This is a genomic window from Pedobacter sp. 22163, from assembly GCF_052045595.1.
Taxonomy (GTDB): domain Bacteria; phylum Bacteroidota; class Bacteroidia; order Sphingobacteriales; family Sphingobacteriaceae; genus Pedobacter.
This window is the reverse complement of record NZ_JBQEPM010000001.1, coordinates 911,705-932,644: the sequence shown is the minus strand read 5'-3', so window position 1 is coordinate 932,644 and position 20,940 is coordinate 911,705. Positions and strand designations below refer to the sequence as shown.

The following is a 20,940-nucleotide window of genomic DNA, read 5'->3' as shown; positions in this document are numbered from 1 at the left end:
AGTAGGATTAAAAGGTTAAATCAATGCCGAAAGTGTATTTTTTAGGGATTGGATAGTCATTTCCTCCAGAGTATCCATCTGCACCTACAGCTTCCGGATCAGGTACGGTAGAGTTCGACCATACTTTAACGTTATCCATTACGCCATAGAACCGGATCAACCTCAGCCCAATTTTTTTGGTGAATTTTTCTGGTAAGGTGTAGCCCAATCTGATATTTTTGATACGCAAAAAGCTGGCATCTTCTATGTACATACTTTGACCAATGTGCCACTTATCTACGTTATTGGTTATCAATCCCGGGTACTTTGCAATATCACCTGGTTTAGACCAAAAATCAGCTACATTGAAATTTGAGGCAGGTCCGGAGCGTGGCCCCCACAAAAAATAAGGGTTATTTGTTCCGGCATCCTGAAGTTTATCTGAAAGATAGCCGTTACGAAGACTGCGGCCAGAAATAAAAGTAACCAAAACATCAAGCGAGAATCCTTTGTAAGAGAAGGAGTTGTTCATACCTCCGGTAATGTCCGGATTCGGGTTTCCGTAAGAAATGTAGTCGTTATAGTCGATATTATAATCTCCATTCTGATCTACCCTTGCAGGATCACCGGCACTGAACTGGCTTCCGCCAAACTGGGTAATTCTTCTTCCGGTTTTCGGATCAACAGGAACGTCTGAATCTCTTGAATAAATTCCATTCACTTCCCATACTTTGTAGGTAAATAATGGATCGCCAACGCTTAAGGTTTGTTGTAACCAGGGTGGCCCAAAGGTGAAATTTCTGCCACCATTTGGAAGCTTGGTAATGTAGTTGTCGTTGTAGGCAATGTTAAAATTGGTTATCCATTGAAATTTTGAAGTAGGGGCAAAATTCCGTGTGGTTAAGGTAAATTCAATACCGGTATTGCGTAAATCAACATAGTTATTAGAGGTTAGTGAATAGCCGGTTGTTAATGGAACCGGAATATCGAATACTTTACTTTTGGAGTCGCGGATATAATAATCGGCTGTTAAGGTTATTCTGTCTTTTAAAAATCCTAAATCTACGCCGGCATTAAACTGAGGACTTCTTTCCCAGCTGATGGAAGTTGCCGATGCAGCACCATAATAATCTGGATACAATACCTGTGTTCCATTGTAAGTAGTTTGAGCGCCGCCCTGGCCATTTCCCAGCACAGAAGTTGGATAATTGGCATTGGCAATTAATGATTGATATTGTGCATAATAAGCACCAGGATCATTCCCTGTAATACCGTAACTGGCTCTTAACTTTAAATAGGAAACGATATTTTTTACCGGGCTGAAGAAATTTTCTTCAGATGCATTCCAGCCTGCAGAAACTGATGGGAAGGAACCCCAACGGCTTTCTGCACTGTATCTTGATGATGCATCAGCACGGTATACTGCCTGAAGCAGGTATTTTCCTTTATAGTCATATACAAAACTTCCCATCCAGGATAAGCGCGAACGTTGCTGTATGGTGTTGCTGGCGAAAAGATTGGGCCCAGAAGCAATGCCGGCAACTGTTTTAACGGCATCGGCATTGCCAATACTGCTGCTGTAAGTATTATTGGCAATATTTTTTTCCATTCCCTGAAGTAAAATGACATTAAAGTTATGGCCACTTTTTAATGATTTGGCATAGTTCAGGGTGTTTTCGAGTTCCCAACGATTGGTTTGGTTAATCCAGCCATAGGCTTCATTTTGACCGCTTCCGCTTAATAAACTCGGTTTGAAATAACTTCTGGTGTTGTTGAAAATGTTGTATGAGATGGTGCTCTTAATATTTAAGCCCGGAATAATTGTGTATTGGGCCATGGTATTTCCGTTCAAACTGGTGGTTTTATCATCATCACGGAGTTCTTCATACCTGCCGGTATATAATTCCTCTTCAGCCGTTCCTATTTTCCAAAAAGAAGAAGGGAAGCCCCAGGTGGTAAAAGGATATTTGTTTTGGTCGCCCTGGCCATGTTTAGCCTTGGTTAAGCCTACAAACAGGTTCGTTTGAACCAACAATTTACTCGTAGGCGATACCTGGAAAAATAAGCTTGGCGTTACACGGTTAATGTCATAACCTTTCATTACACCTTCTTCAAAATAGCGGTTGAAGGAAAATCTGTAAGAATATTTTTCGGTAGCACCTGCGATACTTGCATCAATATTGCTAATGTTACCTGTTTGAAGAAATAAACCCTGCCAATCGGTATTGTTGTTAAAAGCAGTATTTAAACTGTCTGTTAACATCATATTCAAATCCCTCAGGCTATTGTAAAGGCCATTGCCACCATAAAGTAGATCCATTTTCAATCTTCTCTCTGCCGTACCGGTTTGGATAGGTTTTAATGCCGGTTTATTGGCAATACCGAAATAACTGGCTACTCTAATTTGAGGCGGTGCACCTACCTGCGCACGCTTGGTTTTAACAATGATAACACCATTTGCGGCACGGGCACCATAAACCGCCGAAGCCGATGCATCTTTTAATACATCTACAGATTCAATATCATTTGGATTGATGGCTTGTAATGGACTGCTTCCATAAGCAGAGCCGATGTCGTTTACATCATAAATTACGCCATCAATAACATATAATGGAGAGCTGCTCTGACCTAAGTTTACATTGCTCGCTCCACGAATGTTAACAATGTTATTTCCGCCAGGTTCACCAGAAGTACTCAGGACCGTTAAGCCTGCCACTCTACCTTGCAGCATGGCATCAAAAGTGGAGTAGGGCGTGTTTTCAAAATCTTTTCCTTTAACAGACGAGATCGCTCCGGCAGTGTTTTTTCTTTGAATGTTTTGATAACCTATGGCCACAACCTCGTCCAATGAGTTATCATCTTCAGCCAATTTAATATCAATACTTGTTTTCCCCGCTACAGAAACTTCTTTGGTTTTAAAGCCAACAATACTGATCGTTAAGCTTGTCGATCCTTCTTTTAAAGAGAGCGAAAAATTGCCCTTGTTATCTGTCGAAGTACCATTGGTAGTACCCTTTTGTTTAATAGATGCCCCGGGTATGGGCTCGTTTTTTCCATCAGTTACCGTACCGGTAATTTTGGTTTGTGCAAAGGTAAGAAAAGGCATCACCAGAAATATAAGGATGCCTAATAACTTACCCCACCTCAAAGTAAAGTTTAATTTCATTAGCTTATTGATTAGTTTATTAGTTTTTTGGTTGTCTTAAGCGTTGCTATAACGTTTATAAATTTACTATAGTAGGTGCTTGATTATAATGAGTATATTACCTGATTTAAATCGTTTTTTAACCTGTATGGCTAACTGATCTTAAGGTTAAAGCTTTAAGGGTCAAATGGCTTGGGTTATCTTTGGTCTTTTAGAAAACCTTTGTTGTTAATAAATGATTTTGAGGCTGGATTCCATAAAAAAACTCCCTATCTCAAATATTGAAATAGGGAGTTCTAATTTGGAACTTTTATTACAAGTTATTTTACTGCCCACTCGTGTACGCCAGTTGCATGCTCTGCAGGTAACTGAATTTCCATTCTTAGGGCAGTTGTGTTTACGGACTTAAATTTTACGGTATTAAATTTATCTTTACTAATCTCGTAAGGAGCGGTTGTTTCAACGGGCAGCCATTGCTCTCCTTTTTTATATAATAGTTTATAAGAAACCGGAATTCTGCAACCACCCCAAGGACTATCATCATACCAATAAACCTTAGATTCACTTACGGTTTGTTCAGACGCAAAATCGTATTGTATAAACTCATTGGTATTTTTGGCTGGCCACCAATGCAAATAAGGAAAGTTGGTGTCTTTAGAATCTGCTGGTTCGTACTGATCTTTTATAGCAGAAAACATTCTCTTGTTTTTAAGCGAAGCAGATACCTTACTCGTACTGGCAATGGTTGGAGCTGGTTTTGGTCTGGCGGCCGATTGTTCATAAGGGATCCAGACCGTCATTTCACTTGGCCCCCGGTTTGCCCAGGCGTAGTATGGGATGGCCTTAACATCCTGGGCGGTAACCAAAAGGCTATCACTGTTTATTTGCCGTTTTGTGCTTTGGCCCTTAATATTGATTACGCCAACGCCATTAAGTAGGTTTTGCTCGTAATGAGAAGAGGCAATGGCATTTTTATCAATCATAATATTCTGCACCAGGCTGTCTTTGTTGTCAGGCCCTTCAAGGCAGTAAACAACAGGTCCGCGTTCAAGTACAAAACGTGATGCATCATCTTTCACATTTTTGTTAGCGATCACCTTGTCGGTTTCCATCGGTAGACTTAAGGAAATTTTATCGCCTTTTTTCCATTTTCTGGTTAAAACAGCGTAGCCTTTTTCGGTAGTAAACGAAGTGGCCACCCCATTGATCGAAATCGTTACCGGAGCTGTTTTTTTATCAAGGAACGAATAAAGATTTCCTGGCGATGCCTCCTGAGCTGCCCAACCTGGAATCCGGATCCTCAACGTAAAGTTCGCTGTTTTTTCCGGGTTGATGCCAATGCCTACATCTCCTTTCCAGGGATAGTCTGTAGTCTGTGTGATTTCTACATTTGTAGCGGTAAGCGCAATTTTACTTGTGTTGCCCATAAACAGGTTGATGTACAGGTCGTTTTTATCCTGGGCGTATACATAACCGGGCAGAGAAGGTAAAAAACGCGCCATGTTACTGATGCAACAGGCGCAGCTGATCCATGCGCTGCGCTGATGTTGAAACATGGATGCCAGAGGGTTTGGATAAAAGAAACGGTCGCCACTTAACGAAACGCCTGATAATAAGCCATTATATAAAGTTCTTTCCAGTACATCAACATACTTTGAATCGCCATGCAGCAGGAACATTCTTTCATTCCAATAAACGTTTCCAATGGCAGCACAGGTTTCTGCATAGGCAGACATATTTGGTAGTTGGTAAGCTTCACCAAAAGCCTCACCGGCACCTGTTGCACCTATGCCTCCTGTGATGTAGAGTTTTTTGTTTACCACATCCCCCCAAATGTCGTCGATGGCCGAAAGGTACTTCGTATCGCCGGTAAGTGCAGCAATATCTGCCATTCCAGTGTACATATAAGCTGCTCTCACGGCATGACCTACGGCATCGTGCTGATCGATAACTTTTTTATGGGCCTGATTGTATGCATCGCCCTTCGGTCCCCTTACATCCAGGAAAAACTTTGCGAGGTCGAGATATTTTTGGTTACCAGTAACCCGGTACATTTTGGATAGGCCAATCTCCACAATCTGGTGGCCAGGATATTCTTCTATTTTCCCCGGACCAAAAGTTTTTACCAAAAGGTCTGCATTTTTGATCGCAATATTTAACAATGTTTTTTTGCCGGTAGCCTGGTAATGGGCCACTGCCGCTTCATAAAGATGGCCAGCATTGTAAAGTTCGTGGCTTAATATTTCTTCCTTCTCCCAGCGTTTAGCGCCGATCCATTCGTGCGGCTTTTTTGCATTTACCGTTCTGAAGGTAAATAAATAACCATCTGGTTCCTGTGCACCGCCAATTATCGTAATAAGCGTATCTATATAGGTTTCAAGTTTTGGATTTGCTTTATTCTGAATGGAATAAGATGCCCCTTCTATTGCTTTGTATACATCGGTATCATCAAACGGAAATTCGCTCATCTTATCCCCACTCAATTTTTTTCCTGCGCGTAGGAAATTGTCCATTCTTCCGTTTGCTTTACATTGGGCAATTACATAGGGAATAGTTACTGCTGCATTAATTTCCATTTTGGGCTGCCAAAAGTTATCGTGTACATGCACTTTTGTAAATGCCACAGGCTGAATTGGATAGTCTTTCTGTTGCGCAGATGTATGGAGTGACAATGAGATCAGTAAGGTGCAAAATATCAGTAGATGGTTTCTTTTGTTCTTCATGCCTATTTGCTTGTTTATTTAAGGGTTTGTGTTTATTTTGATAAAGCAGACTTTGCCAATAGTATATTCGCTGATGAATGCAGTTGTTCGGTTACATCTTATTTTGAACAATACGAAGCTAGCGCATTTCAGAATACAAGCATTAGTGTTTTTTTGCAGGTCGTAGTAACATTTTAACATAATGTGGATAAGCGAAAGAATCTCCTTCTGCTTTAGCTTGTCATTAAAAACCGAAAAATGGCAACAAAAAGCAAAAACAGGAACAAAATTGCAGCAAGGAAACCTTGTGGCCGATTAGTTGAAGATGTTCAAGAGGAAATTGTATGCAAAGTTAAGTCCGGTATGCTCACTAAGCGAGCTGCTGGCCGTAAATATGGTTTGCCGCTAAGCACTATAGGAAATTGGCAAGAGAATATCATTTAGCTATCATGATACATTCGAAGCTAGCCAATGTACTTTTAGCGAAATCCCCTTGCTTGGATGGGCAATACTTTAATTTTAAGTATGTTTTTGATTAAATTCCCAGAATATCTAACCCGATTCGCCTGCACTGATATTAAATGTATTAAAATGAGTTTCAAAAACGCAATTTTAATCAGATTCATTCAAGCACTCTAATTCTTGAGATGGTTCTTTTATTTAACCTCGTTAAGGTTTCTGACAATTACTCCGGGCATCTTTTCGAAAATGTCCTGCATATATTTACGATGGTTTGCCCCGGCAATTACAACAACCCTATTAACCCCTTTCTTTTTTGAACGGTTCAGTACATTGTTGCACATACCCTCATTTCTCATCAGCCACCAATGTATCTTGGAAAGCATTTCTTCTTTAGGAAAGTTCTTCATATCATACAGCTCCGGCAGATAGAAATCCCCGGATGCGGAAATTGCAGACGCTTCAGCTGTGTTCAGCCATTCGGTTACCCGGGTAGAAGATTTCTCGATTTTGTCATATTGCGCGAAACCTGTATTTATTTTAGCCAGTTTTTCTTTCAGCTCCCGCTGAAAGGTGGCGGAAGTATCCTTTCTGAATACATTGAATTTTTCATCGCTCGCAGACCAGGATGCATTCCAATTCAGATCATAGTCCTGGCAATCCATGGGCAGTAATTCCATGATGCCGATTTTTCGCATCATCGGGAATGCGATTAATGCGTATTCAGAGGTTTTCAATCTTCTCATGCTTCGCCCCGTGGTATCCAATTCCGGACTCAGCAATTGATTTACATAAGCTTGCAGTTTATTGTCCGGAGCTTGTTTAAGCCGGTCGAAAACCTGCCAATATTGATAGTGCCCATTGGAAACATCCTGGTTAAGGTAGTAAGCATGGGCCAGGTCTGTTTTTAACCTATAGTTTTCAGGGTCTTGTAGGCAGCGTTTTTTTAAACTGTCAATTTTTTTAGGTAGCTGATCTGCTGCGATAGCTCTGTTTTTTCTGAGCATCTGTAATCTTTTCAGGTTGTCTTTCTTACACCAATAGTCCATAATATGCTGCTCATCTTCCTTACTAAGAAATTCCCCGAAAAATGCTGTGGGTTTAAATTGTTGAATTTTGCGATAAATGTCTGAAAAATCCTGCCTTTGGTAATTGCTGTAGTTATGAGAAACACCGATTAAAAGGATTTCCAGTTTTTGAGCAGATACCTTAAAAGAAACGATAATAAGTAAGATAAAAATGTATTTCATAGTTATAGTTTCATGATGTGGTTAAAATTAATATGTTTTTCGCATTGATTTCCAATTGGAAAAATAATATTATAATTTGATTTATCAACATTGCACTGAAGATTGCCGTTTCCAAAGGTTTTGGCCAGAATTTAGTTAGCGAAAGATTTAATCCTGTTGAATTTTACCAAAAATTAAATATAAAAATGGAAAGAAGACAATATTCAAAATTTAAAGCGTAGAATGCGGTCAGAATTTAAACAGGATTTTCCCTAAACCTCAGGTATGACCTGTGAAAATATTTTGCCTGATTTTCAAGTGCTTAACCTGAAGCGCTTGACAATGTGCCTGATCTGCCTATTTTTGCTTTATGACCGTAACCGTACTGGCTATTTTAGAGACAGATTTTAAGCCCGAAAAAGCATTGGCCAAAGTAATGAATGACCGTTTGGTCCGGACTGCCAGGGAGTTGCAGGAAGTCCATTTCAGGCCGTTGTCTCACAGGGGATTTTCCGGTGATGACGTGGTAGTTTATATCAGTTATAACCCCAAATATAAAATCCGCTACCGTATCGTAAATGACGTGCCTGCGGATATAGAATATTTCGTGGCAGAATGCTGCGGCAAGCTGGGCTTTATCTTATGGAGAGCCAATGCGATAGGGGTAAGCAGTGACTTCGGGCATCTGGATTTCCAATAATTCTTTTTACTTTCCTCATGAAATTTTTAGTTTTAGGTCTGGAACACGGTTTCCTTAAATAAAATAAATAATACGGGTTCCTCTGACTCTTAAACATGTGCTTTTTCGTAAAAATATTTCAAATATATTTGTGATATGTTCAATAGTGGCATCTTTTTGCCTATCATCATTATTTTAGGCATAGCCTACAGCATCCTGGCAAAAAAACTGACGGTTTTGGCCGCTTTTACGGGCGGCATACTCGCATGCCTTATTTTTAGTGCTGCAGGTTATTCGGGGCTAGCGATGATGACCATGTTTTTTATCCTCGGTTCTGCTGCCACCTCGGTGGGCCGGCACAAAAAGCAGGCTTTTGCCACCAGGGAGGAAGAAAAAAAAGGCCGTAATGCAATGCAGGTACTGGCCAATGCCGGGGCTGCAGCTATTGCAGGCATAGTGATCTTATTTTATCCCTGGCTGACTTATTTGATGCTTCCGGCAATGGCGGCAGCCTTTGCCTCGGCTACAGCTGATACCCTGTCTTCAGAGCTGGGGATGGTTTATGGAAGACGGTTTTTTAATGTTATTTCCTTTAAGCCCGACCGCTGCGGAATGGACGGAGTGATCAGCCTGGAAGGAACGCTGATCGGTATTGCCGGTAGCTGTATTATTGCTGCCATTTATGCGTTCGGATGGGGATGGAACATCAGCTTTTTCTTTATTGTTCTTGCAGGTACGCTGGGTAACCTTGCCGATTCCATACTTGGAGCTGTGCTGGAGCGGAAGGGGATGATCGGGAATGATGTGGTCAATTTTTTGAATACATTGACAGCAGCGATTGTAGTTGTGTTATTGGAGATTTTTCTTTAGGTCGGGATAAGCCTTTAGGAAGGATATCCTTTGGAATGACGCTCATGGCCGGGCACATGGATTTAGGGTGCTTAAAACCAAGTCGACATTAAGATTGTTTAATTTCAGATCATAATGGAGAGAAAAATAAGATGGGAAGGCTTGGAATACAAGTCGCTCGAAAATTGTACCTTAACAGAAACAGATAATGGTGTCGCAATCACATCGATTATTACAGGCCAGGTTAACAACCAGGCGATTAAAATCTCCTATAAAATTCTCACGGATACATTGTGGGCAACCTATTTCGTTGAAATAAATGTCATATCGGGCAGAAATGAAAAAACACTTCTTCTAGAGAAAAAAGGTGCTTATTGGCTGGTGAACAACACAATCGATCATCGATTTGATGGTTGTGTAGATATTGATATTTCATTAACACCTTTTACCAATACATTGCCAATAAGAAGGTTGGTTTTTAATGGGCAATTGAGCAATAGGATTGAGGTGATATACATAGATATTATTGCTGATATGATAATACCCGTAAGGCAGTATTATACCAAAATATCAGATTCGGTATACCTGTACGAAGACGAAAAATCGACATTTAAGGCCGAGCTAAAAACCGATTCCTATGGATTGGTAATTGAATACCCGAAACTATTCCGAGAAAAATAGTACCCATCTACTTCTGGTCGTTTAAATTCATTTCGGCGCTCCTTGATTTTAATGTATTTAAGGACAATCAATGGTAAGGTTGGGGATTTGAGGGAAAATAGCCACTCGTTTTCTTATCAAACCGACGAACAACTAATCTTACTTTTATCCATTTCTTTGGCAACCCTAATGCGCAACTTACCCGCTAACAGATTAAAGATTACATTAGCAAAATCACCTACAAACGTAAGGTAAAAGAGGCACATTAAAGCCTATAAAAAACCTGGCGGCGACCGTTTTTACGTGAAAGATTTACTCGCTGCCTACCTTTAGCGCCAGCAAAAGGGCCGTATTTAATTACCCCTGCTTTACCTATTATTTACCCTTTGTTGCTACCAGGTTAACCCCAAGGTTACCCCAGGATTACCCCGGCGTTACCTTTTTTCTACCTAAAAGGTAAGGCCAGTGCCTGCTTTCGCAGAATGGCGCCACCGCCAACGGTTATGCTGCCCTTAACCAGGCCGCCACCCAATGTAATTAAGTAAGCGTTTTTAACCACAGATGCGCACAGATAAACACAGATTTTTATATCTGTGTACATCCTTTCTATCTGTGGTTAAATTATTTTTCGTGCCTAATGGTTTAACTTAATGATATTGGGCCGCCACAAGCGCTCAGGCCCATGCAATGCCGTCCCTTAAACTGTAATGGTCCATTTTAGCTCAATAACGGTGCTAATTAGCTCAATTTGGCTCATTTAAGCTCAAATGAGGCGCCAATGCAGCTAAACCGCTAGGTTTGAGCATAGATTTAAAATATACCGGTATAAACAGAAATCCTTTTTGAACAAACATTTTTTCAATAAAAACAAAAATTATGGCAACATATTCAAAAAGCGCAAATGGCACATTTTCGGGCAAAATAGGCAGTATAATTGGCCGCAACTGGCGTTGCATAGATTACCTAAAGAGCCTGCCCAAAGAGCGCAGTAAATCTATATCAAGGTTGGTATCTCTGATAAGTTGCAGGAACCCATTCTGTCAATATCAAAATCCAAAATCCAGATCTGCTGAGCGTGTATTCTGGATTAGTATTTTGAGCTTGATAAATTATAAATTAACCAATGCTTTCTTTCTTGATTTTACAAAACTCAATAAGTAAGCCAGTAACAGAAGTGGTACTGCCATCCAGATGATTTCGTGGACACCAAACTTTGCGATTACAATACCGCCTAAGAATGCGCCCAGTGAAATGCCGATATTATAGCAAGATGTTAACAGACTGTTTACAAATTCCAATGCATTATGGGGAACAGATTGGGTGGTTCGAATGTTGGGTACTAAAAATCCACCGGTGTGGATCATGCCCCAAAAGGAAATAATAATTACCATAGGGATAAAAATTGTTCCAAAATAATAAGCCAATATTTGAACAGCTATTAAAAGAATAAAAAAGAACCGGCTGGTTAATATTACATTTTTACCTAGTGCAATACCCATTAGCCAGTTACCAAGAATCCCCATTCCACCAAATAGGAGCAGCATAATGCTAATTTGAGCGCCGTTCATATTCGAAATATTTTCAAGGTACGCGGCAAGGTAGCTATAACTCGAGAACATGGCCGCAAGTGTAAGTATTGTGGAAACCAGGTTTAGCCAAAGCCTGGAATCATTTAAAACATGTAACTGGCTTTCAGCAGATTTTTCGCTGTTGCCCGGCATAGATGGCACAACAAATAGCAGGCCTAAAAATGCAATTAAACTGATAATACTGGTTAAGAAAAAAGATGCCTGCCAGTTATGAAAGTAATCAGCAGCATAGGTTGTTAAGGGCACACCCAAAACCGTAGCGATGCTAAGGCCAGTCATGACGACCGATACTGCTTTGGCCCCGCCTTGTTTGAACGCTATTGCCAGCGAAATATTCCAGAACAGCGGGTGGAAGAAGGCAGGCAAAATCCTTGCGATCATTAAAATGGTAAAGTTAGGGGAAAAAGCTGAAAGCAGGTTTGAAAGTATAAAAATACCCAAAACTAGGCATAATAAGAACTTGCGATTGATTTTAGAAGTTAGGGCGGTTATAAATGGAGATGATATGGCAACTGTTATAGCAAAGGCACTTAATAACCACCCGGCTGTATCCACAGAAACGCCAAACTCCCTGCTGATTGTTGGCAAGATGCCGATAACGCCAAATTCGGTAGTGATAATGCCAAAGGCACCTAATGCCAGTATATATATAGACTTATTCATATATTTAAATATTTCGATGTTTATTGGTAATTTGTTTCTAATTTCATGTGTAAGTGTTCCTTAATCCTTTAACGAATTTAGGCAGGCGATGTACTCATTGAGCACTGTCTCGTTCAGCAGGTATTTGAAATTACGTCCTTCTTTTTGAGGAACTAACAGGTCTGCATCAACCAGTTGCTTTAAATGGTGGGATACGGAAGGTTGTGTCAGGTCTAAAAGATCATTTACTTCTGCACAATAGAGGCAATCTTTCTTTTTTTTAAATTCCTGTAAAATAGCTATCCTGTTGGTGTCACTTAGTGCCCGGGATATCTTTTCTATCTTTTTGTTATCCATTTTTCTTGCTTTGCTCCAAATTAATAAGGGGTAAAGCCCTGGCAAAGGTAAATTTTAATATTGATATATAGAAATGTATCTATGTTTATGAATTGTTTTATGATTAAGATTTTTAGTCATCCGGGAGATTCCGGTAAGAAGTGGCAAAATCCACGGTCTGGTTTGCTTATATCCCTTTAGCAACATCAAAAAACACAAAAGACATTCAGTTTTAAAATGACTGTCAGCCGTATCAACGAAATAAATAATATAAATCCTATAGGAATACTAGATTATTATTTTTAGGTTTGCATCATTATATAATACTTATCCAGAAAGACTGAGGGAAGGGCCCTATGACGTCTGAGCAACCTATACACTTGTAAAAGGTGCTAATTCCTTTCTGCCCAAGGGTGGAGAAGATAAGTTGGTTATGCATCCGCATGCTAATTGATTTTGAGGCCGCTCAAAGTTTTTCTGGTAAAAGAACTCCTAAAAAAATCAGAAAATGAAGAAAACTTTTACACTTTTTACGGCTATTCAATTGCTCTGGCTTCCTTTATTGGCGCAGAATGGGCCGAGTGGATTTAAACCCAAAATATTCCGATACAGCATAATATTGAGCAGCAATTCGATGCTGGGCTTAATAAAGAAAATATAGGGGCTACCATAAAAGAACTTTCTGCTAACCCCCACCATTTGGGGGCTAAAGGCAGTAAAACAGTAGCAGAATCTGTACTGAAAAAATTTATAAGTTATGGCTGGGATGCAAAAATAGAGACTTATTACGTTTTATTTCCAACGCCTAAAACCCGTTCAGTAGAACTTTTAAGAAGCAACAAATACAGTGCCTTGCTTGAAGAAAAGGCTGTCAAGGAAGATTTAGCAACTGCACAGCAAGGACAATTGCCTCCTTACAATGCCTGGAGTGCCGATGGTGATGTTAGTGCAGGTCTTGTTTTTGTAAATTATGGTCTACCGGCTGATTATGAAAAGCTGGAGCGTTTAGGTATCAGCGTAAAAGGCAAGATTGTTATTGCAAAATATGGCAGATCGTGGCGGGGTATTAAACCTAAAATAGCCTACGAGCATGGTGCGGTGGGCTGTATCATTTATTCGGATCCAAAAGATGACGGCTTTGTAAAAGGAGATGTATATCCGCAAGGTGCTTACAAGCCAGAATTTGCTGTTCAACGGGGATCGGTAATGGATATGGTAATTTATCCCGGTGATCCATTAACGCCCGGAATTGGTTCTACCAAGAATGCAAAAAGGTTGGACCGGGCAGATGCCAAAACGATTCTTAAAATTCCGGTTCAGCCCATCAGCTATCACGATGCCTTGCCATTGCTAGCCGCACTTAAAGGTGAGGTGGTACCTACCGATTGGAGCGGTGGCTTGCCCGTTACCTATCACATTGGCGATGGGAATACCGTGGTCCGTTTAAACCTGGCTTTTAACTGGGATATTGTGCCGGCATACAATGTTGTAGCAAAACTTGAGGGAAGTAAATTTAAAAATCAGTGGATTATACGTGGTAATCACCACGATGCCTGGGTAAATGGTGCTGCAGATCCGATAAGTGGATTGGCCTCCCTTTTGGAAGAAGCAAAATCTATCGGAAAATTGGCAAAGGCAGGTATAAAACCTAAACGAACACTTGTTTATATTGCCTGGGATGGAGAAGAACAATCGCTTTTAGGTTCAACAGAATGGGTAGAAGACCATGCAGACGAGTTAAACACTAAAGCGGTTGCCTATATCAATTCGGATGGCAATGGCCGTGGCTTTTTGGAAGCAGGCGGTTCACATGCTTTAGAAAATTTTGTTTCAGAAATTTCGAAAGAAGTAAAAGACCCTCAGGTTGGTTCTAATATTTTCGAGCGGTGGAAAGCCAATAAAGCCATTTCTACAGCCGCGCTTGCCGAACGTAAGAAAATACAAGATAGCCAAACACTCGATCTGGGGGCGCTCGGCACAGGATCAGATTATTCAGCGTTTTTGCAGCACCTCGGCATCCCTACTTTAAGCCTAGGTTTTGGCGGTGAGGATGAAGGAGGGGAGTACCATACCAATTTCGATACTTACGACAACTTTGTGAAGTTTAAAGATCCGGGTTTCGACTACGGATTGGCCTTATCCCAAACAGCTGGCCGGGCAGTATTACGTTTGGCCAATGCAGATGTACTTCCATTTAATTTTTCTAATCTTCAGGCTAAAATAGCGACTTATGTTACCGAAGTAAATGCTTTGGCCAAACAGCTTAGGGAAGGTGCTCAAAGCCAGAATAAGCTCATTTCAATTGGTGCTTATCAGCTGGCTAACGATCCTAAAGAAAACTTGAAAAATCCTCCTGTACAGGTTGAATTACCCGAGTTTGATTTTAAAGCACTGAACTTTGCAGTAGATGGTTTAAAAGCTGCTTCATCAAAACTTAATCAGACCGTAACTGCTGCACTCGCTTCGGATACTAAAACTGACCAACTGAATACCTTACTTTTTCAGGCTGAAAAACAATTGCTTATACAAGCAGGTTTACCTGGGCGGCCATGGTACAAACATAGCATCTATGCCCCTGGTCTGTACACCGGTTATGGTGTTAAAACCCTTCCTGGTTTGAGAGAAGCCATTGAACAATACCATGCAAAAGAAGTACAGGAACAAATTCTCGTGTTAACAACTTCAATCTTAAAACTCACTCAATTTCTCAACCAAACCAATCATCCTTAATTATAATCCCTAAACATGAAACTATTTTTTACCCATTTAATAGTCTGCTTTGTTTTGCTTAGCAGTTTGCAGGCTTTTGCTCAAAATACCATTCGCGGTAAGATTACCGACAGTAAAGATAAGCAGGCGCTTATAGGCGCCACCATAAAGTTAAAAGGCACCAAAATCGGCACCAGTACCAATGGTAAAGGAGAATTTAATTTAAACTTATTTCAAAAAGCAGATAGTATCATCATCCATTTTCAGGGCTATTTAGAACAGGTTGTAGCCATCAATAACCGATCAGAAATTAATGTGGAATTGAAAGAAGATGTACATCTTTTAGCTGATGTGGTGGTTACAGGCGTTGCAGAAGGTACCAGTCGTAAAAAACTCACTTTTGCTTTAACAAAAGTGAATAACGATCAGATTAATACCGTTCCGGCAACAGATGCCTCTCAAACTTTAAGAGGAAAGGTTGCAGGGATCCAGATCAGCCAATCTTCTGGTAATTCGGGGGCAACAGTTTATCTGCGTGGCGCTAAATCGGTATCGGGCAATATTGCGCCGCTTTTGGTGGTGGATGGATTTGTAACTGCATTAAACCTGTCTGACTTAAATCCGCAAGATATAGAATCGATTGAAGTGGTTAAAGGCGCAGCGGCTTCGGCCCTTTATGGTACCAGGGGTGAAGGCGGAATTATCCAGGTGCTCACCAAAAAAGGAAAAGGTACCGGGAAGGTGAATATTATTGTCGATAATGAATTTGGGTTAAGCAATGTACAAAATACGCCGGCAACTTCCGAGTTTCATCATTTTAAGGTTAATTCCGATGGTTCATTCGTGCTTAACGGCAACGCCAGGACCATCGATGTACAAGCAAACGGTTATTCCCTCAACCTTCACCCATACCCAAATGTATACGATAATGTGGCTAACATGTTAAACAACAATCCATATTTTACAAACTTTGTTTCGGCATCAACTGCAGGCGATAAATATACTTTGTACGCATCTTTTCAAAATCAATATAAAGGCGGAGTTGCAGAACCTGTGGGTGCTGATAAAAGACAAACGGCCTTGTTTAATTTTGGTTATAAACCGGATAAAAACTTAGAGATTAACCTAAGCCTGCAATACTTTAACAACAAAACGCCTTCTTCTTCGATATCATCAAGTGGTAGCGGCTCCTTGTTATATGCTACTTCACTTTACGAACCTTTTATCAATCTTCAGGAACGCGATGCTTCAGGCAAATATGCCTTTAAACCTTATGGTTTTGATATACAGAACTTCAATGTAAACAATCCTTTTTATCAGCTGAGTTACCGTGAATATGAAAATAACAGCGATAATTTACTTGCTGGTATAAAAGTAAAATACCAGTTTACCGACAAGTTGAATGCGGAGGTATATACTTCTATACAAAACGAAAATTATAACGAAACGGATTACTACCCGATTGGCTTTCAGACGATCTCTGCCGACATTACCCGTAACAATGGTTATTATGGCGAACAGACATCAAAAACCACTTCCAAAAATGGCCAGGCCCAGCTAAACTATAACAATAAATTTAATGATTTCGACTTCGGCGCAACGTTAAAGGCCGTATACGAAGAGAACAGGATTACTTCATTATCTGGCTCTGGCTATAACCTGAGTGCACCTGTTAAAAGTTTAGCTGCTGCCTCAGCTGATAGCAGAAGTATTGGCTCTACCTGGGAACAAACAGTTAACTACGGCTATTTTTTAAACCTAAAAGCGGCCTGGAAAGAAAAGATTTTTGTTGATGTACTGGGCCGCTTGGATAACAGTTCGAGATTTGGTGCTGATGTTGGAACAGCGTTTTTTCCAAGGGTATCTACCGCATATCGGTTAACAGAAGATGTGAAGTTGGGTATCATTAACGAATTAAAATTGAGGGTAGCCTATGGTAAGGCCGGAAGTTTGCCTCCATTTGGTGCTAAGGACAGTCAGGTTTCCTTATCCAGTTCCGGCGGTGTAAGTTATAATCAACGTGAAAATACAGATCTGAAAAGAGCCATTACCTCCGAACTCGAATTTGGTATTGATGCGCAGTTGTTTAAACGTATTAATGTACAGGCCAATTATGCGTTTTCGAAAAGTATAAACGATTTTATCCTGGTGCCAGCTTTTCCACCAACTACAGGTTCGGCAAGGATTTATGGGAATTTGGGTGCAGTAAAATCGAACTCGCTCGAGCTCGAAATTAACGGCAATGTGATTACCAAAAATGCCTTTACCTGGAATACCGGAATTACCTTTAGTAGAATCAGAAGTAAAATTACCTCGTTGGGTGATGTACCGGAGTTTACCGATGGCGATTTTAGAAAAGCACCTGGAGTAAGCCCTTTTGCCTTTTATGGTTATAGTGTGCTCACTGGTCTCGATCAATTGGAAACCAATGCACAGGGATTGGTTACCAATGCAGCAGGTGGAATTTATAAGCTGAGCGATTTCGCTGTTAACCAATTGGGCTTTGTGGTTCTGAAAAGCCAGCAAGGTACTGCAGCTGAAACACCATTGTTGTACCAAAATGCAGCTACTGGTAATTCGACAATTATTGGAGATGCACAGCCCGATTTTATTGTCGGTTTTTCTAATACCTTCAATATTGGTCCTTTATCGCTATATGCGGTGTTGGATTGGAAAAAAGGTGGCCAGAAATATAATGAAACCCAGCAATATCTTACTTACCAATACCGTTCTCCGTTTTCTGATCAGGCGGCACAGGCAGGTTTGCCGCTCGCCTTTACTACAGCGGTTTTTAATGCCCAGCAAACCACCGATTACTGGTTGCAAAACAGCAGCTATGTGTCGCTAAGAGAAGTTTCGTTAAGCTACAAACTGCCGCTAAAAGCTATTGGGATAAACCGGGTATTAAGTAATGCCAGACTTGCATTAGTTGGCCGTAACCTATACACCTGGACATCTTTTAACGGGGTAACGCCAGAGGGCAATCAGGATTTTTACGATTACCCAACCTACCGCATTTACAGCGCAAAACTTACGCTAAACTTTTAACGAACAGAAAATGAAAAATATATTCTACATATCACTTATTGCCTTAAGCCTTAGCGCCTGCAAAAAAACAGATTTCGATAATCCAACAACACTGACCAATCAGGAAGCCATCGATCAGATTAAAGATCTCGGACTTAAGCTCACAACAAGTAGCGTTCAAACTGTTTTTAGCACTTCAACAAGTGCATCTGGTACGCATTTTAGTCTTTTGGCTGATCAGACTACCAATACCAACGGAAATTCTTCCTGGTGGGATTTTGCGAACGAACCGCGTCTGAGACTCAATAACAATACATCTTACCGTGGTGCAGTTACCTGGAATACTTTTTACAATAACTTTTATCAGGCCAATTTAGATGCCACGCTGGCATTGGATATTATTGAAAAGCAGGGTAAAAAGATTTACGATACACAGGGGGCCGATAGAACGCAGGATTGCCTTATTGCAGCATATTATGCCAAAGGAGTAGCCCAAGGCTATCTCGGTGTTATTTTCGACCGTGGCATTATTGTAGATGATGTGAACTTGAGTACGAAAGATTTTCCGGATTCTTACAAGGCTTTAATTGCCAATGGAATTAAGCTGATTGATAAATCTATAACGCTGGCTGAAACGAATACACAGTTTAAATTCGACTTCCTCAGCGGAAAAACATTGAGTAAAGCCGACTTTATTAAACTGGCCAATTCGATGGCTGCAAGGATTTTATCTTCTGAAGCCCGTGATAAGACCGAGGCAGAAAAAATTGGCGATGCACAATGGAATAAAGTATTGACCTACGCTGAAAAAGGATTTACCACCGATTTTGTGATCACCACGGTAACAGGAGGCTATTACAATCAGTTATTGACCAATTTGTTACAGCGCAATTCAGATGGTTCTGGTTGGTTGCCACCAGATCTTAAAATTGCCTATTTGGCCGACAAAACGGGAAATACCCCTAAATTTTATCCTTTAACCGGAATATTGCCCAATATTAGCAGCAATGATAAACGTTTCGATAGTTATTTTGGATACACCACAAGTTTTGGAATATTTATCGAATCGCGTGGACGTGGGCTTTTTACCAATTGGTACCGAAAAAGATGGTATAATACAGCAAATACGCTAAACTCACCAGGTGCAGTTAATCCTTATTTCCTGGCTGAAGAGATCAGGTTATTAAAGGCTGAATCAAAATTTTGGCTGAAGGATTACGCTGGTGCAGCTGTAATACTAAATGATCCGGCCGCTGCAAGAAAAGCCATAGGAACGCTTCCTGATGTTGCTGCAACCCAGGCTGATTTGCGAAAACAATTGCATTATGAATATGCCATTGAAATAGATGGCGCTGGTGGTGCATTTTTGCCATTTACGTTTATGCGCAGGAACAATTTGCTCGTAGGCGGTACGCCAACTGAATATCCTTTGCCTCAACTCCAGCTCGATCTGGTAAAACAACCCGTTTATACTTTCGGAGGAAATGCCTACTTCGGCGAAAAAGGAAAATATGGCGAATCAGCCACCGCGTTTGATGAAGGCTGGAAAGCCGCTGAAAAATAACTAAATAATATAATCACCCTTTAGAAACTAAATATTATGAAAATTAAACTATTAACCTTATCCGCAGTATTATTTACACTTAGTGGATTTGCGCAACAACCAAAATTCGAAAACACAAATGCCGATAGCAGAGGCTATCTGGTAAAAATAGGGGATAAAGCCCCTGATGATTTTGAACTTGTTCTCCACGACGGAAAGAAAACCACGTTAAAAGAATTGAAAGGAAAAATCGTCATCCTACAGTTCACCGCTGCATGGTGTAAGGTATGCAGAGAAGAAATGCCCTATTTAGAAAAGGATATCTGGCAGGCCTATAAAAATAAAGATGTGGTATTGATCGGTGTTGATCGGGATGAACCATTAGATGTGGTACAGAAATTTCACAAAGACATGAATATCACTTATCCATTAGCTTTAGACCCTGGTGCTAAAATTTTCCAGAAATTTGCCGATAAAAAAGCCGGTGTAACACGTAACGTAGTGATCGACAGGGATGGTTACATTAGGTTTTTGACCAGATTATACGATAAAGAAGAATTTAGTCTTCTGGTTAAAAACGTTAAAGAATTAACTGAGAGGACGAGTAAGTAAGAATTTTGCTCGTTTTGTGAGCGGCTGTTTCTCCAAAAAGAACACAGCCGCTTATCTTGTGATTTATGTAATTATGTAAAAATATATTAATGTAAAATAACGGAATCTTTCCTAATGAAATTTAAGCTATCCTGTAGCAAAAATAGATTGGCAGTACCGCATTTATGTCGATTTAGTTGACCGCCGGATCGATGAGCTCGGTTGTAATAGATAAAAATTTGAGCAGGTTTTTACGATCAAAAAGAAGGGTGATAAAACGGTTTCCTTTTTTGAACGTAAATCTCCGGCCTCCCGGAAACTGGCTGTCCTCACCAAGCTTTTCCTTCTTAATTTTGTATCTGCTGAATTTTATCGCACTTTGCTCGGGGGTTGTTCTGTTCATAACCAGATTAAAAGGCAGGCCTTCCACCTCAGTAAGATTTTCTTCTGGAATGATAAAAAACATTTCGTTAATGTTTTTATCTTCTCCAAGGCTACAGTATAGTTCCAGCCCCGATTTTGTTGTCCAATTTGCATAGGGCTGCTCGTTGGCATCTTCGGAAAAAATAGTTTTTACTCCCAATGCTGCTGAAATCCTATCCGATGTTTGAGGAAAGACAAATTCAGAATTTTTGTTTAGCAAATTCTTTAGACCGGCATTTTTCTGTGCAAAAGCGCATAGTGCCAGAAGTTGAAATAACAATGTTAATCTGAATGCGGTTGTTTTCATAGATATTATTGTTAACGGATTTGAATTGATAAAATCATATTTGTTTATAGGAAAAGGATGCTTATTAAATC

16 protein-coding genes and 1 riboswitch are annotated in these 20,940 nt (G+C 40.3%); of the genes, 9 read left to right on the top strand and 7 right to left on the bottom strand.

The genetic code is table 11. The annotated features are described in order from the left end of the window. Positions 1-7 precede the first annotated feature (7 nt). Both ACTJKN_RS03940 and ACTJKN_RS03935 read right to left on the bottom strand, forming a co-directional pair. Positions 8-3,145 carry a SusC/RagA family TonB-linked outer membrane protein gene (locus tag ACTJKN_RS03940; protein WP_440822839.1) on the bottom strand — a complete coding sequence of 1,046 codons (3,138 nt, stop codon included), beginning with the start codon at positions 3,143-3,145 and terminating at the stop codon, positions 8-10. Positions 3,146-3,444: 299 nt separating this feature from the next. After that, on the bottom strand, positions 3,445-5,847 hold the full coding sequence (locus ACTJKN_RS03935) for a glycoside hydrolase family 127 protein (RefSeq protein WP_440822837.1): 2,403 nt from the start codon (positions 5,845-5,847) through the stop codon (positions 3,445-3,447). Between the two features lie 237 nt (positions 5,848-6,084). On the opposite strand from ACTJKN_RS03935, the gene ACTJKN_RS03930 reads away from it, so the two are divergent. Next, on the top strand, positions 6,085-6,270 hold the full coding sequence (locus ACTJKN_RS03930) for a hypothetical protein (RefSeq protein ID WP_440822836.1): 186 nt from the start codon (positions 6,085-6,087) through the stop codon (positions 6,268-6,270). Between the two features lie 212 nt (positions 6,271-6,482). Here the strand turns inward: ACTJKN_RS03930 and ACTJKN_RS03925 are convergent, their stop codons facing one another. Further along, positions 6,483-7,535, bottom strand: coding sequence for a DUF5694 domain-containing protein (locus ACTJKN_RS03925; RefSeq protein ID WP_440822834.1), 1,053 nt, complete (start codon positions 7,533-7,535; stop codon positions 6,483-6,485). A 349-nt stretch (positions 7,536-7,884) separates the two neighbouring features. Between ACTJKN_RS03925 and ACTJKN_RS03920 the strand changes: the two genes are divergently transcribed. From ACTJKN_RS03920 to ACTJKN_RS03910, 3 genes are all read left to right on the top strand, one after another. Next, the gene (locus ACTJKN_RS03920) at positions 7,885-8,214 is read left to right on the top strand and encodes a hypothetical protein (protein ID WP_440822832.1); all 330 of its coding nucleotides are present in this window, start codon (positions 7,885-7,887) and stop codon (positions 8,212-8,214) included. Positions 8,215-8,349: 135 nt separating this feature from the next. Further along, on the top strand, positions 8,350-9,063 hold the full coding sequence (locus tag ACTJKN_RS03915; protein WP_440822830.1) for a DUF92 domain-containing protein: 714 nt from the start codon (positions 8,350-8,352) through the stop codon (positions 9,061-9,063). 114 nt (positions 9,064-9,177) lie between these two features. Next, positions 9,178-9,723, top strand: coding sequence for a putative glycolipid-binding domain-containing protein (locus tag ACTJKN_RS03910; protein WP_440822829.1), 546 nt, complete (start codon positions 9,178-9,180; stop codon positions 9,721-9,723). A gap of 424 nt (positions 9,724-10,147) precedes the next feature. Here the strand turns inward: ACTJKN_RS03910 and ACTJKN_RS03905 are convergent, their stop codons facing one another. From ACTJKN_RS03905 to ACTJKN_RS03895, 3 genes are all read right to left on the bottom strand, one after another. Then, a complete protein-coding gene (locus ACTJKN_RS03905; protein WP_440822827.1) occupies positions 10,148-10,303 on the bottom strand; it encodes a hypothetical protein in 156 nt (51 codons plus the stop codon). A gap of 508 nt (positions 10,304-10,811) precedes the next feature. Further along, positions 10,812-11,954 (bottom strand): MFS transporter, encoded by a 1,143-nt coding sequence (locus tag ACTJKN_RS03900; protein WP_440822825.1) that lies wholly within the window; start codon positions 11,952-11,954, stop codon positions 10,812-10,814. A gap of 60 nt (positions 11,955-12,014) precedes the next feature. Next, positions 12,015-12,290, bottom strand: coding sequence for an ArsR/SmtB family transcription factor (locus ACTJKN_RS03895; RefSeq protein WP_215127848.1), 276 nt, complete (start codon positions 12,288-12,290; stop codon positions 12,015-12,017). A 303-nt stretch (positions 12,291-12,593) separates the two neighbouring features. After that, a riboswitch (SAM riboswitch) is annotated at positions 12,594-12,698 on the top strand. A gap of 79 nt (positions 12,699-12,777) precedes the next feature. On the opposite strand from ACTJKN_RS03895, the gene ACTJKN_RS03890 reads away from it, so the two are divergent. The 5 genes from ACTJKN_RS03890 to ACTJKN_RS03870 are packed head-to-tail and all read left to right on the top strand — an operon-like array spanning position 12,778 to position 20,160. Then, positions 12,778-12,930, top strand: coding sequence for a hypothetical protein (locus ACTJKN_RS03890; RefSeq protein WP_440822823.1), 153 nt, complete (start codon positions 12,778-12,780; stop codon positions 12,928-12,930). A 38-nt stretch (positions 12,931-12,968) separates the two neighbouring features. Beyond that, positions 12,969-14,999: a transferrin receptor-like dimerization domain-containing protein gene (locus ACTJKN_RS03885; RefSeq protein ID WP_440822821.1), complete on the top strand. Its 2,031-nt coding sequence runs from the start codon at positions 12,969-12,971 to the stop codon at positions 14,997-14,999. A gap of 15 nt (positions 15,000-15,014) precedes the next feature. Then, a complete protein-coding gene (locus tag ACTJKN_RS03880; RefSeq protein ID WP_440822819.1) occupies positions 15,015-18,026 on the top strand; it encodes a SusC/RagA family TonB-linked outer membrane protein in 3,012 nt (1,003 codons plus the stop codon). Between the two features lie 10 nt (positions 18,027-18,036). Next, the gene (locus tag ACTJKN_RS03875; RefSeq protein ID WP_440822817.1) at positions 18,037-19,569 is read left to right on the top strand and encodes a hypothetical protein; all 1,533 of its coding nucleotides are present in this window, start codon (positions 18,037-18,039) and stop codon (positions 19,567-19,569) included. Positions 19,570-19,605: 36 nt separating this feature from the next. Continuing rightward, positions 19,606-20,160 carry a peroxiredoxin family protein gene (locus ACTJKN_RS03870; protein WP_440822816.1) on the top strand — a complete coding sequence of 185 codons (555 nt, stop codon included), beginning with the start codon at positions 19,606-19,608 and terminating at the stop codon, positions 20,158-20,160. 172 nt (positions 20,161-20,332) lie between these two features. On the opposite strand, the gene ACTJKN_RS03865 is transcribed toward ACTJKN_RS03870, so the two are convergent. Next, a complete protein-coding gene (locus ACTJKN_RS03865; RefSeq protein ID WP_440822814.1) occupies positions 20,333-20,869 on the bottom strand; it encodes a hypothetical protein in 537 nt (178 codons plus the stop codon). Between the last annotated feature and the right edge of the window lie 71 nt (positions 20,870-20,940).

Bases quoted from the DNA above. Each gene is read 5' to 3' on its own strand.
- ACTJKN_RS03940 (WP_440822839.1), bottom strand. From the start codon at position 3,145: ATGAAATTAAACTTTACTTTGAGGTGGGGTAAGTTATTAGGCATCCTT.
- ACTJKN_RS03935 (WP_440822837.1), bottom strand. From the start codon at position 5,847: ATGAAGAACAAAAGAAACCATCTACTGATATTTTGCACCTTACTGATC.
- ACTJKN_RS03930 (WP_440822836.1), top strand. From the start codon at position 6,085: ATGGCAACAAAAAGCAAAAACAGGAACAAAATTGCAGCAAGGAAACCT.
- ACTJKN_RS03925 (WP_440822834.1), bottom strand. From the start codon at position 7,535: ATGAAATACATTTTTATCTTACTTATTATCGTTTCTTTTAAGGTATCT.
- ACTJKN_RS03920 (WP_440822832.1), top strand. From the start codon at position 7,885: ATGACCGTAACCGTACTGGCTATTTTAGAGACAGATTTTAAGCCCGAA.
- ACTJKN_RS03915 (WP_440822830.1), top strand. From the start codon at position 8,350: ATGTTCAATAGTGGCATCTTTTTGCCTATCATCATTATTTTAGGCATA.
- ACTJKN_RS03910 (WP_440822829.1), top strand. From the start codon at position 9,178: ATGGAGAGAAAAATAAGATGGGAAGGCTTGGAATACAAGTCGCTCGAA.
- ACTJKN_RS03905 (WP_440822827.1), bottom strand. From the start codon at position 10,303: ATGTACACAGATATAAAAATCTGTGTTTATCTGTGCGCATCTGTGGTT.
- ACTJKN_RS03900 (WP_440822825.1), bottom strand. From the start codon at position 11,954: ATGAATAAGTCTATATATATACTGGCATTAGGTGCCTTTGGCATTATC.
- ACTJKN_RS03895 (WP_215127848.1), bottom strand. From the start codon at position 12,290: ATGGATAACAAAAAGATAGAAAAGATATCCCGGGCACTAAGTGACACC.
- ACTJKN_RS03890 (WP_440822823.1), top strand. From the start codon at position 12,778: ATGAAGAAAACTTTTACACTTTTTACGGCTATTCAATTGCTCTGGCTT.
- ACTJKN_RS03880 (WP_440822819.1), top strand. From the start codon at position 15,015: ATGAAACTATTTTTTACCCATTTAATAGTCTGCTTTGTTTTGCTTAGC.
- ACTJKN_RS03875 (WP_440822817.1), top strand. From the start codon at position 18,037: ATGAAAAATATATTCTACATATCACTTATTGCCTTAAGCCTTAGCGCC.
- ACTJKN_RS03870 (WP_440822816.1), top strand. From the start codon at position 19,606: ATGAAAATTAAACTATTAACCTTATCCGCAGTATTATTTACACTTAGT.
- ACTJKN_RS03865 (WP_440822814.1), bottom strand. From the start codon at position 20,869: ATGAAAACAACCGCATTCAGATTAACATTGTTATTTCAACTTCTGGCA.